The 11,287-nt window shown below is 68.8% G+C and carries 10 protein-coding genes and 1 pseudogene; 7 read left to right on the top strand and 4 right to left on the bottom strand.

The genetic code is table 11. From position 1 onward, the window contains the following. Positions 1–137: 137 nt before the first annotated feature. On the bottom strand, positions 138–1,091 hold the full coding sequence (locus tag EX88_RS0116390; RefSeq protein WP_031373074.1) for a hypothetical protein: 954 nt from the start codon (positions 1,089–1,091) through the stop codon (positions 138–140). Positions 1,092–1,161: 70 nt separating this feature from the next. On the opposite strand from EX88_RS0116390, the gene EX88_RS0116385 reads away from it, so the two are divergent. The 5 genes and pseudogenes from EX88_RS0116385 to EX88_RS0116365 all read left to right on the top strand — a co-directional run bounded on the left by EX88_RS0116385 (position 1,162) and on the right by EX88_RS0116365 (position 6,761). Then, positions 1,162–2,133, top strand: coding sequence for an aldo/keto reductase (locus EX88_RS0116385; RefSeq protein WP_031373073.1), 972 nt, complete (start codon positions 1,162–1,164; stop codon positions 2,131–2,133). A 271-nt stretch (positions 2,134–2,404) separates the two neighbouring features. Then, positions 2,405–2,512, top strand: a pseudogene (gene hemP / locus EX88_RS27165) (hemin uptake protein HemP); the annotation flags it as partial. A 350-nt stretch (positions 2,513–2,862) separates the two neighbouring features. Beyond that, entirely contained in the window at positions 2,863–5,163 is a 2,301-nt protein-coding gene (locus tag EX88_RS0116375) for a TonB-dependent hemoglobin/transferrin/lactoferrin family receptor (RefSeq protein WP_430536917.1), read from the top strand. A 3-nt stretch (positions 5,164–5,166) separates the two neighbouring features. Further along, on the top strand, positions 5,167–5,739 hold the full coding sequence (locus tag EX88_RS0116370) for a hypothetical protein (RefSeq protein ID WP_051885201.1): 573 nt from the start codon (positions 5,167–5,169) through the stop codon (positions 5,737–5,739). Positions 5,740–5,801: 62 nt separating this feature from the next. Further along, positions 5,802–6,761: a DUF6607 family protein gene (locus EX88_RS0116365; RefSeq protein WP_051885200.1), complete on the top strand. Its 960-nt coding sequence runs from the start codon at positions 5,802–5,804 to the stop codon at positions 6,759–6,761. A gap of 115 nt (positions 6,762–6,876) precedes the next feature. Here the strand turns inward: EX88_RS0116365 and EX88_RS0116360 are convergent, their stop codons facing one another. Genes EX88_RS0116360 through EX88_RS0116350 form a run of 3 tightly spaced genes read right to left on the bottom strand, consistent with a single transcriptional unit; the run spans position 6,877 to position 9,770 of the window. Further along, the gene (locus tag EX88_RS0116360; protein ID WP_031373068.1) at positions 6,877–8,094 is read right to left on the bottom strand and encodes a PDZ domain-containing protein; all 1,218 of its coding nucleotides are present in this window, start codon (positions 8,092–8,094) and stop codon (positions 6,877–6,879) included. 28 nt (positions 8,095–8,122) lie between these two features. Next, the gene (locus EX88_RS24665; RefSeq protein WP_051885199.1) at positions 8,123–9,154 is read right to left on the bottom strand and encodes a hypothetical protein; all 1,032 of its coding nucleotides are present in this window, start codon (positions 9,152–9,154) and stop codon (positions 8,123–8,125) included. Beyond that, a complete protein-coding gene (locus EX88_RS0116350) occupies positions 9,147–9,770 on the bottom strand; it encodes an RNA polymerase sigma factor (RefSeq protein WP_223619824.1) in 624 nt (207 codons plus the stop codon). Before EX88_RS0116350 ends, EX88_RS24665 begins: the two co-directional genes overlap by 8 nt. Positions 9,771–9,878: 108 nt before the next feature. On the opposite strand from EX88_RS0116350, the gene EX88_RS0116345 reads away from it, so the two are divergent. Together EX88_RS0116345 and EX88_RS0116340 are read left to right on the top strand one after the other, a co-directional pair. Next, positions 9,879–10,841, top strand: a complete 963-nt coding sequence (locus tag EX88_RS0116345) for an SPFH domain-containing protein (RefSeq protein ID WP_031373065.1) — start codon at positions 9,879–9,881, stop codon at positions 10,839–10,841. 3 nt (positions 10,842–10,844) lie between these two features. After that, complete coding sequence (locus tag EX88_RS0116340; protein WP_031373064.1) at positions 10,845–11,285, top strand: NfeD family protein; 441 nt, start codon at positions 10,845–10,847, stop codon at positions 11,283–11,285. The last annotated feature ends 2 nt before the right edge of the window (positions 11,286–11,287 follow it).

Raw genomic sequence — 11,287 nt, 5'->3', positions numbered from 1 at the left:
AGAAAGTAACCCGCCGCTTTAGTGGCGGAAGCTTTTGGCGTTTGATCTAGATCTTGATTTGGTTAGAGCGATGCGCCCCAAGCCATCGCGGCGCCTATCCATGTCGGCGTCAAATGCACCGACCGCAACAAACGCGGTCACTGCGAACACGGGCTCTCGACGTTCTCGTCCGCATACAACGAGGCGAAGCCGGCCGGCATCACGCGCGGCATGCGTTGCAACGGCGGTTTCAGGGTCGGGAAGTAGTCGCGCTGCCATTGCGCGGCCAGGGCGACGGCGGCCGGTTCCAGCGCGGCATGGCGCGCTTCCGGGCGGTCGGCGGGCTTGCCGGAGAGACGGCCGATCAGCAGGCGCATGGCGCGGGCCTTGGTCGGGTCGTTCGGGATCAGGCCGGTGATCGGCGAGGAGTTGTCGCTGTAGCCGACCATCAGGTCGAACACCGAGGGCAGGTAACCGGCTTCGAACGAGAGCTGCATCATGTTGCCGGCTTCCGCGCGCCAGCGGTCGAACTCGGGCGTGCCCATGCGCGAGTAGTCGATCAGCACCGAGTCGCCGCGGGCGTAGCGGTACATCGCTTCGGGTTCGCCGGCGAGGGCGGCCTGGCGCAGGTAATGGTTGCCTTGTTTCCAGGCATCGGCAGGCGCACTGCGGCATTCGGCGACCATGTGCCGCGCGCGGTTTTCGAGTTTGCTCATGTAGGCGCGTTGCTCGGCCGGCATGTCCGGACGGGCGTTGTCGTCGGCCGCGGCCAGCACCTGCTCGGCGGCGGACAGGTCGGTGCAGCGCAGCAGCTCCATGCCGAGCTGGCAGGAGGCGCGGCTGTCGCCGGCGTCGGCGCGGTTCTTCAGCTCGGCCAGGGCCGGGTTGCGGTAGTCGCCGGCGGCGGGCTGGATCTTGCGCGGCGTGGCGGCGGCCGGTGCGGTGTCGGTCGCCTCGGGCGCGTCGTCGGCGATATCGGCCTGGATGGCGTCGGGTTCGGGCATCGCCGGCGCCGGCGTGCGCAGGCGCCATAGTTGCCAGGCCAACAATGCGACCGCGATCGCGATGAAGATCACGATCAGGCCTCGGGTTTTCAGGTTCGTCGTCGCCACATGCAGTCCTTTGTCGCATCGTCCAGGGGCGTAGCATGACCGCAGTCACCGCTCAGATTGGAGTGCATCCATGCAGTACCGTCGCCTCGGTTCATCCGGCCTCCAGATTTCGGCGCTGTCGTTCGGCGCCTGGGTCACCTTCGGCGCGCAGATCGGCCGCGACACCGCCCGCGAGCTGATCGCCGCGGCCTGGGACCACGGCATCAATTTCTTCGACAACGCCGAAGGCTATGCCAACGGCGAGGCGGAGCGGGTGATGGGCGAGGCGATCGCCGATCTTCGCCTGCCGCGCGACGGCTACTGCGTGTCGAGCAAGGTCATGTTCGGCTCGGTCGAGGAGCCGGGTCCGACCCAGAAGGGATTGTCGCGCAAGCATGTCACCGAAGCCTGCCACGACGCGCTGCGTCGGCTGCGTGTCGAGCATCTCGATCTGTACTACTGCCATCGTCCCGACCCGGACGTGCCGGTCGAGGAAACCGTGTGGGCGATGGATGCGCTGATCCGCCAGGGCAAGGTCTTGTACTGGGGCACTTCGGAATGGCCGGCAGCGCTGATCCGCGAGGCGCACAAGGTCGCCCGCGCTCATCATCTGCATGCGCCGACCATGGAGCAGCCGCAGTACAACCTGCTGCATCGCGAGCGGGTCGAACTGGAATACGCGCCGCTGTATGCGGAACTCGGCCTCGGCACGACGATCTGGTCGCCGCTCGCCTCGGGCTTGCTGACCGGCAAATACCGCGACGGCATTTCCGCGCAAAGCCGGCTCGGCCAGGCCGACCAGCAATGGTTGCAGCGGATCGTGCTCGGCAGCTCGGACCAGCGGCGGCCGCAACGCGCCGACGCCTTCGTCGCGGTCGCGCGCGAGCTCGGCGCGGAGCCGGCGCCGTTGGCGATCGCCTGGTGCCTGCGCAACCCGCACGTCTCCAGCGTGATCCTCGGCGCCAGCCGCACCGAGCAACTGCTGCAGAACCTGCAGGCGCTGGACTGGGTCGATCGCATCGACGAGGCCGGTTGGCAGCGGGTGGAGCGCGCGACGGCCTGACGCGGCTTGAGTTGGGTGAGGGGCGGACCGCGCATGACCGGGGTCGCAGAACCGGCGGTTGGGGTGTTGACTGTCAAATGAGAATCATTATCATTCTTGTCGAGCCCACCCCCAACGAGCCACCGTCATGTCTCTGCGCAATCCGGTGCTGCAATTGAAACCCCGTAGCGATCGTCCCCTGGCTGCCGTCGCGGCGCCCGTCGCCGTGCCCTCCATCGCTTCGGCCTCGGCGGCCTCGGCCGTCGTCGCCGCCGCCCAGGGCGTCCTGGTCGAAAGCACGGCCTTGCTTCGCGGCGCGCGTGAAGTGTTGATCCGCCATGGCGGCGAGGTCTATCGCTTGCGTCACACCCGCAACGACAAGCTGATCCTTACGAAGTAATCCTGCGATGCAGTTCCGCGTAACACCGCGATCGGCGTAATCCAAGTAACCCGGCGATTGGCGCGGTCCAGCCAAGCCCGTCCCGCCCCATCCGTTCTTTGAATGGGAATGGCGGATCGATGTTTGGATCGATGTCTGGACCTATGGGTCCATCGACAGTCCCAGGCCGATCGCAACGCAACGCCCGCGTCATCCGCCATACCGCGCTCCCGGCAGGAGGGCGGTATGGCGCGTCGGCTCCGGCCGACCCGCCAGCACCTTCTCTCTCAAGGCTGCCAGCCCTCCGCTTTGCACAGTCGTTGCAACGGACGCCCGCTTGCCTCGGCCAATCCATTACCGAGTCCGACCGAATGTCCTGCGTTCTTACTACTGCTGTGCCCGCTCGTTCCACTTCCCCGTCCCTGCGCGTACCGGCGCGCTGCGCGCTCGCCCTGGCCTTGTTGCTGGCTCTGCCGGCAGTCGCCGCCGCGGCCGATGCCGCCGACAGCGCCGACGTCAACGAACTCCAGCGCGTCGTGGTCAGCGCTACCCGCACCGAGCGCGCCGTCGAGGACGTGGCGGCGACAGTCAGCGCGATCGACCGCGAACGCATGAACCGCGAGCTGGTCCGCGACCTGAAGGACCTGTTCCGCTACGAACCAGGCATCGAAGTCGGCGCCAACAGCGAGCGCTTCGGCCTCGGCGACATCCGCATCCGCGGCCTCGGCGGCAACCGCGTGCGGGTGTTGGTCGACGGCATCTCGGTGTCCGACAGTTTCTCGATCGGCAGCTTCTCCAACGCCGGGCGCAATTTCGTCGACCTCGATACAGTCAAGGAAGTCGAGGTCGTGCGCGGCCCGAGCAGCGCCCTGCACGGTTCCGACGCGCTCGGTGGCGTGGTGTCGTTCGTGACCAAGGATCCGGCCGACTACCTCAAGGACGGTGCCGGCAGCTACTTCGGCCTCAAGGCCGGTTACGACGGCAAGAACGAAAGCCTGTTCGGCGGCGCCACCGCGGCGTTCGGCGGCGAGCGCTGGTCGGGCCTGGTCGTGCTCAATCATCACCAGGGCGAGGAGACCGGTAACCAGGGCGGAAACGCCGCGCTGGACGCACGCCGCACCCGCCCCAACCCGCAGAGCAACGAAGGCCGCAGCCTGCTGACCAAGCTGGTGTACGCGCCCAGCGACCGCCAGCGCTTCCGCCTGACCGTGGAAGGCAGCGAAGACCAGACCGATACCCAGGTCTTCAGCGCCCGCGGCACCGCCTTGTCGATGCCGGGCGCGCCGCAGGTGCGGGTGTTGTCGCAGACCGGCGACGACCACCAGACCCGCGCACGGGTCGCGTTCGCGCACGAAATCGACAGCCTCGACAGCGTGCTGGCCGATTCGCTGCGCTGGCAGGTCTATCGCCAGGACAGCGAGACCACCCAGCGCACTCGCGAGCAGCGCGTCAGCGTGATCGGCGGTCGCGAAGTCAGCCCGACCCTTCGCCTGCGCGAGTTCGATTTCGACCAACGCGTGTACGGCGCCGAGGCCACCGCGCACAAGGATTTCGCGACCGGCGCCGTCGAGCACACGCTGACCTACGGTTTCGAGTACGAGGACACCGAATTCCGGCAGAAGCGCGACGGCCGCGCGGTCAACCTGACCACCGGCGCGGTCAGCAGCGTGATTTCGCCCGATACCTTCCCGGTGCGCGATTTCCCGGTCAGCAAGACCCGCAACGCCGGCGTGTTCGTGCAGGACGAGATCCGCTTCGCCGACGGCGAGTTCCGCCTGGTGCCGGCGGTGCGCGTGGACCGTTACGAACTGCGTCCGCAGCAGGACCCGATCTGGAACGCCGACAACCCGGGGGTGAAGATCAGCGACCTCAGCAAGACCAGCGTCTCGCCCAAGCTCGGCGCGGTCTGGCACTTCGCCCAGGACTGGTCGCTGTTCGGCGGTTACCAGCGCGGTTTCCGCGCGCCGCCCTACAACGACGTCAACCTGGGCTTCACCAATCTGCAGTTCGGCTACACCGCCATCCCGAACCCGGACCTCAAGCCCGAAACCAGCGACGGCTACGAACTCGGCCTGCGCTTCAGCACCGCGGCCGCCTATGCGCAGTTGTCGGTGTATTCCAACGACTATAAGGACTTCATCGAGTCCAACCGCCAGGTCAGCGCGCCGCCGCAGACGCCGTTGATCGTGTTCCAGTCGCAGAACGTCGCCAAGGCGCGCATCCGCGGCGTCGAGCTGCGCGGCGGCGTCGACTTCGGCCAGCTCTCCGACAGTCTCGCCGGTTGGTCGCTGCGCGGCGCGGCGGCCTGGAGCGAGGGCGAGGACAAGACCGCCGACCGGCCGCTGGAGTCGATCGCGCCATTGACCGCCACGCTCGGCGTGGCCTACGACCGCGAAAGCTGGGGCGTCGAACTCGCCGGGCGTTTCGCCCACCGCAAGACCGACCTGCCGGCACCGAACCGCTTCGCCACGCCCGGTTACGGCGTGCTCGATCTGCTCGCGCACTGGGACTTCGCGCCCGGCGCCAAGTTCAACGTCGGCGTGTTCAATCTTGCCGACAAGAAGTATTGGGACGGCGCCAATCTGCCCGGCCTCAGCGCCGGCAGCGCCATCGTCGACCGCTACACCGCGCCCGGCCGCAACCTCGGCATGAGCGTGGCGGTGAGCTGGTAAGCCATGCGCGCGCCGTCGCCGACCGCCACGCTCGACCGCGCCCGTTTGCCGGCGCCGGAACGTTTGGCGGCGGTCGCGACGGTGTTGTGCGTGTATCCCTCGCGCCATCGCGATGCCCTCGACGGCTGGCTGCAGGCGCACAGTGCCGAGCGGCTGGTCCGTCACGACGGCGAGGCCTCGTGCGAGGCCTTGCTGTTCCGCAACGGCGCCGGCCGCGCCTGCTGGCGTTTGTATCTGCTGCCGGACAGCGATTTCCTGGCCTGGGACGATGCCGCCGCCGACTTGCCGGTGCATCGCGGCGCGGAGGCGCGCAGCGGCCTGTGGCCGCGTCTGCGGCGGCGCTGGTGGCGCCGTCTGCGCGGCCGCTGGTGCGCCGAGGTCCTGCGCCTGCACGTGCTGTACGACGAAGCCGGGCACTGCGTCCTGCTCGCCGATGCGGCCGAGCTGTCGGAGCTCGGGCATGCGCACGCGCGCCGCATCGCCGCCGGCGAGGGTGCGCGCCTGCGCCCACAGGCGCACGTGTGCTGCTGCATGGCGTCGGGCCTGCGCGACGGCACGCCGCCGCAGTACGCCTGAGTCGACCGCTTCGTCTGTTTATTCCGAATCCTTCAGTCAACCGAGAACCATCGAGTTCAGCCATGACCCGACGTCTGTACCCCGCCAGCCTGCTGGCCATCACCGTTCTTGTCAGCCCAGCCGTGCTGGCCTTGTCTCCCGCGCCGGCCGCCGAGGCCTCGACCGAGCGCGACCGCGCTTCGATCCTGGCGATGAAGGGCGAATACATCGTCGACTTCGCCTTCGACGAAACCGTGCTGCTCAAGCCCGGCTATGAGCGCGCGGCGGCGATGCGCAGCGGCGGCAACGAGACCGTCATCGTGGTCGAGGACAGCCCGCGCAAGCTGGTGCTGCAGCACATCCTGGTCGATGCCAAGAGCGGTCACGTGACCAAGCACTGGCGCCAGGACTGGGTCTATGAGGCGCCGCAGCGTTTCGAGTTCAGCGCCGACCAGACTTGGCACGTACGCAAGATTCCGGCCGAACTTAATCGCGGCGCCTGGACCCAGTGCGTGTACGAGGTCAGCGATGCGCCGCGTTATTGCGGCACCGGGCGTTGGGAGTATCGCAACGGCATCGCGACCTGGACCAGCGACGCCAGCTGGCGCCCGCTGCCCCGACGCGAGTACACCAAGCGCAGCGACTACAACGCGGTCTCGGCGGTCAATCGCCACACCATCACGCCGAACGGCTGGACCCACGAGCAGTTCAACACCAAGGTGCTGCGAAAGCCCGACGGCAGCCAGGAAGAGCTGGCGCGCGAGTTCGGCTTCAACGATTACCAGAAGACCGCCGAGGTCGATTTCAAGCCGGCCTATACTTATTGGAAGGCGACCGAAGGTTTCTGGGGCAAGGTCCGGACGCATTGGGACCGTTATCTGCAGCGCGCGCCGGGCGTGCGGCTCAAGACCAAGATCGACGGCATGGCGATGATCATTCCCTTATTCGAGCAGGCCGGAAAACTCGAGGACGGCAAGAGCGTCGGCGACGGCGAGATCGATGCGGTGTTCGCCAAGTGGGTGACCGCCGCGCCTGCGGAGTAAGCGGCGCCGCTCGGCGCGGTGTGCCAGGCCGCGCGGAACGCGGAACACAGAAACGGGAAAGGCCGGGCGGATCGCCCGGCCTTTCTTTTTGCGTCTGCAGGCCGCTTCGCCCGGCTCAGTAGACCCGGTGCACGTGGGTGCCGCGGGCTATCGCCCAGGCCGGCGGTGCGGGCGGCGTCGGAGGCGCCTTGGCCTGCGGAGGCGTCGGCGGGGCAGGCGGTGCGGACGGAGCAGGTGGCAGCGGCGCACGGGGTGCGGCCGGGGCCGGCGGCGGCAGCGGCGGGCGCGGCGGCGTCCACTGCACCGCCTTGGGCACCTTGAGCTTGGTGCTGGCGGTGGCGCGGTCGCGCAGATAGCCGACCTCGACCTGGGCGCCCTCGGCCTGGTTGCGCAGCGCTTCCATGGTTTGCCGCGGGGTGTCGACGCGTCGGCCGTCGATGGTCTGGATCACGTCGCCGGGTTCCAGCCCCTTCAGCTCGGGACCGGTGCTGAGCACCAGCACGCCGCGCTGGGCGCCGAAATAACGCCCGAGCTTGGCGTCGACCGAAGCCAGGTTGAGGCCGTTCCAGCGCAGGGCGTCGCTGATCGTCGGCAGCAAGCAGGGCTTGTCTTTGCAATCCTCCGGGCCGAGGCGAACGATCTCGGTGCGTAGGCGTGGGGCGACCACGGCATCGGCCGGGGTGAATTCCATGCGGTCGCCGGAAACCTCCATCTCGCCGTCGACGGAACGGCGGATCATGACCTGGCCGCTGGTGACGAATTGCGAGCCGTCGCCGCTCTCGAACACCATCACCCGTTCGCCGAGCTGCGGGGTTACCTCGACCGTGACGTCGCGGCCGTCGCGTTGATAACGGATGCGCATCGGTTTGCGCGCTTCGAGCCGGCCGAGCAGCGCACGGGCGTCGGCCAGGCGCGCGTCGCCATCGGCGCCGGCGATGGTCTTGCCGCCGATTGCGAGCAGGCGGTCGCCGCTGCGCAGGCCGGCTTTGACCGCGGCGCTGTCGGGGGTGACCGCGATGATGCGCGCGCCGGCCTTGTCGTCCGGCGCCAGGATCACGCCCAACTGCGGGCCGCGAATCTCGTCGCGGATCAACACCGGCTTGGTCACCGGATCGGGCAGGCCGCGGATCTGTTGGACGACCTGCGGCCGCACCTGGGCGATCACCAGCGGACGTTCGCCGTGCGAGCGGCGCACGATCACCCTCGGGGAGGCGTCGTCCTGCGGTGCCGGCGTATGGGACGTTGCGCCGTTCGGCGTGCCCGCCGGCGCGTAGGCCAGGGCACTGCCGATCGCGGTGGACAGCAGCAGTGCAGTCAGAGTGAAGCGGTGCATAAAGGTCTCCGGTGCCGCATGAAAGGGATCAGTCGACGCGAACCAGGGCGTCGTCGTAGCGTTCGCCGCGAGCGGCGAACCAGCGTTGCGTGCTTTCCACGCCGGCCAGGGTGCGCAGCGCGCCGACGCGCTGCTGCCACAGCGACAGGCGTTGCGCCGCAGGCAGCGAACCGGCGATCAGCGTGGCGTCGATCAGGCGCACGCGTTCGTCGAGTTCGGAGCTCATCACCGTCGCGGAGGCGCTGCCGACCTGCTCGTCGCGGGTCAGTGCGACCAGGGCTTCGAGCTGCGCCGACTCGGCCTGCAGTTCGCCGAGTTCGCGCAGCAGGCGGGCCTCGCCGTCGGCGGAGGCGAGCGCGGTCGCGGCGATGGACGCCGTCTCCAGGGTTGCGGGTGCGGTCGCCACCGTCGTGGCCGCAGCAACCTGGGGCGAGGCGGGATGGGTGGCTGCGCCAGCGTCGTGTGCGGCCGAGCGAGTCGGCGGGTTTTGCGAACGCCGCGGTGCCGGTGTGGACGCGATGCGGTCGGTCGCCGGGCTCGGCGCGCGCACCGGCTTGGTCGCCGTTGTCGGAACCTCCCGTGACGAGGCCTTCGGGGTCGACGCGTCGACGATTCGGGTCGCAGGCGCGGTGGCGCCGTGCCGCGGATCGAGGCCAGCATCGGCGGCGGGCTTCGCGGTCGCTGGTTTCGCCGTCGTTGGAGCGGCGCCGGAATGTGCGACGGCTTCCGCGCCGACGCCGGTTGGGTCCGGGGCGTGACTGCGCAGCGACAGCCACAGACCCAGCGGCAGGGCCGCGGCCAGCATCGCCGCCATCATCCAGCGCTGGCGCGGCCGTGCGTTCGCCGCGGCGCGCCGCGGTTCGACTTGGGCCGAACCGTTCCTTAAAGGCTGCGAGCGGATCGGTTCGGCCGTGGACGATTCGGCCGGCGTCGGCAGGACGCCGCGCTGGGCGAGGGTGGCGGCGATACGCGACCAGCCATCGGCCGGCGGCATCTCCGGCGGCAATTGCGCGAACGCCGACGACCAGTTCTGCGGCGCGGAAGGGGTGCGGTCAGGCATGGGCCTGCTCCAGATCGTTGTGCTTGATGCCCGACTCCAGCAACTGGCGCAGGCGTCGACCGCCACGAGCGAGTTGCGATTTGGAGAAGCTCGGCGTGCGCTGCATCAGCGCCGCGATCTCCTCATGGGTGTAGCCCTCGGCGTGGTACAGCCAGAGCACGCTGCGGGTCGGTGCCGGCAACTGCGCCAGGGCGCGGCCCAGCGCCGCCGCATCGGCCGCCGCGGGCGGGGGCGGGGTGCGGTCGTCGGCGAGGTGTTCGTCCTCCGGCTCGACCGCATGTTCGTGGCGACGCTGGCTGCGCAGACGCATCAGCGATTCGTTGACCGCGATCTGCCGCAGCCAGCCCCAGAACGGGGTGCCGCTGCCGTCGCGGTGGCCGCGGAAGTCGCCGATCCGCGTCAGCACTTTGAGCATGGTGTCCTGCAGCACTTCGGTGGCCTCGTCGCGGTCGCCGGCGATCCGCATCGCCAGGGTGAAAACCGGCCGCTCGAACCAGCGGTAGATCTGCTCGAACGCGGCGCCCTCGCCGGAGCGGGCGCGGCTCAGCAGCGCCTCCGGAACGTCGATGGCGAAGCTCGACAGCGGGCGCGCCGGCTCGGGCGGGATGGACGGCAATGGCGGGGATTCGGTCGGCATTCCAGGACAAGGATGCGCCAGGGGCGTGAAGGGTCGCAGCCGCAGCCAAGGCCTATACTGAGTCAACGGACAGGGAGGAGGGGAGACATGGGACCGACGTTGCTCGCTGCAGTGCTGGTGTTCGCCGGCGTGGTGCTGTTGTTCAAGACCGTGCGCATGGTGCCGCAGGGCTATCAATGGACGGTCGAGCGCTTCGGCCGCTACACCCACACCATGGACCCGGGCCTGCATTTCCTGATCCCGGTGATCTACGGGGTCGGCCGCAAGATCAACATGATGGAGCAGGTCCTGGAAGTGCCGAGCCAGGACGTGATCACCAAGGACAACGCGGTGGTCAAGGTCGACGGCATCGTGTTCTTCCAGGTCCAGGATGCGGCCAAGGCCGCCTACGAGGTCGCGACGCTCGAGATCGCGATCCTGAACCTGGTCATGACCAACATCCGCACCGCGATCGGTTCGATGGACCTGGACGAGTCGCTGTCCAAGCGCGACGAGATCAACACCAAGGTGCTCAACGCGGTCGACGCGGCGACCCATCCCTGGGGTTTGAAGGTCAACCGCATCGAGCTCAAGGACATCCAGCCGCCGCGCGACCTGGTCGACTCGATGGCGCGGCAGATGAAGGCCGAGCGCGAGAAGCGCGCCAACATCCTCGAGGCCGAGGGCTTCCGCCAGGCGGCGATCCTCAAGGCCGAAGGCGAGAAGCAGTCGGTGATCCTCGAAGCCGAAGGCGAGAAGGAAGCCGCGTTCCGCCAGGCCGAAGCGCGCGAGCGCCTGGCCCAGGCCGAAGCCAAGGCGACCGAGGTGGTGTCCAACGCGATCGCCCAGGGCAACGTGCAGGCGATCAACTACTTCATCGCGCAGAAGTACATCGAGGCTTTCAAGTCGCTGGCCGAGGCGCCGAACCAGAAGTTCGTGATGATGCCGATGGAATCGGCCGGCATCATCGGCTCGCTGGCCGGCATCGGCGAGTTGGCCAAGGAAGCGCTGGAGCGCCAGCCCAGCCGCGCACCGGCGACGCCGCCGTTGCCGCCGCGCAGCGGAGGCTGAGCCATGTCGTGGAACTGGCAGACGGTGACCTGGGCCGCGATCGCGTTGCTGCTGTTCGCGGCCGAAGCCATGGCGCCCGGCGCTTTCATGCTCTGGCTCGGCCTGGCCGCGGCGGTCGTATTCGGGCTGGTGCTGGTGTTCCCGGGGCTGACCGTGCTGGCCCAGGTGGCCGCATTCGTGTTGCTCAGCTTCGTTTCGATCCAGGTCTACCGCACCTGGTTCCGCGGCCGCGAGCGCCAGAGCGACCGGCCCTTGCTCAACCGTCGCGCCGAACAACTGGTCGGCCGTGTGGTGACCCTGGAGCGCGGCATCGTCCAGGGCAGCGGGCGGGTGCAGATCGCCGACGCGTACTGGGACGTGACCGGCCCGGAGCTGCCGGCCGGCGCCGCGGTGCGGGTGATCGGCACCGACGGCATGACCCTGCGGGTCGAAGCGGTGACCTGAGG

Origin of the sequence: Lysobacter antibioticus (genome assembly GCF_000731095.1) — a bacterium.
GTDB lineage: Bacteria > Pseudomonadota > Gammaproteobacteria > Xanthomonadales > Xanthomonadaceae > Lysobacter > Lysobacter antibioticus_B.
This window is presented reverse-complemented; position numbering and strand designations above follow the sequence as displayed.

What these genes read in the sequence shown, in the direction of transcription:
- EX88_RS24665 (WP_051885199.1), bottom strand. Translation starts at nt 9,154, where the DNA reads ATGCCTGACCGCACCCCTTCCGCGCCGCAGAACTGGTCGTCGGCGTTC.
- EX88_RS0116365 (WP_051885200.1), top strand. Translation starts at nt 5,802, where the DNA reads ATGACCCGACGTCTGTACCCCGCCAGCCTGCTGGCCATCACCGTTCTT.
- EX88_RS0116385 (WP_031373073.1), top strand. Translation starts at nt 1,162, where the DNA reads ATGCAGTACCGTCGCCTCGGTTCATCCGGCCTCCAGATTTCGGCGCTG.
- EX88_RS0116345 (WP_031373065.1), top strand. Translation starts at nt 9,879, where the DNA reads ATGGGACCGACGTTGCTCGCTGCAGTGCTGGTGTTCGCCGGCGTGGTG.
- EX88_RS0116370 (WP_051885201.1), top strand. Translation starts at nt 5,167, where the DNA reads ATGCGCGCGCCGTCGCCGACCGCCACGCTCGACCGCGCCCGTTTGCCG.
- EX88_RS0116340 (WP_031373064.1), top strand. Translation starts at nt 10,845, where the DNA reads ATGTCGTGGAACTGGCAGACGGTGACCTGGGCCGCGATCGCGTTGCTG.
- EX88_RS0116375 (WP_430536917.1), top strand. Translation starts at nt 2,863, where the DNA reads ATGTCCTGCGTTCTTACTACTGCTGTGCCCGCTCGTTCCACTTCCCCG.
- EX88_RS0116360 (WP_031373068.1), bottom strand. Translation starts at nt 8,094, where the DNA reads ATGCACCGCTTCACTCTGACTGCACTGCTGCTGTCCACCGCGATCGGC.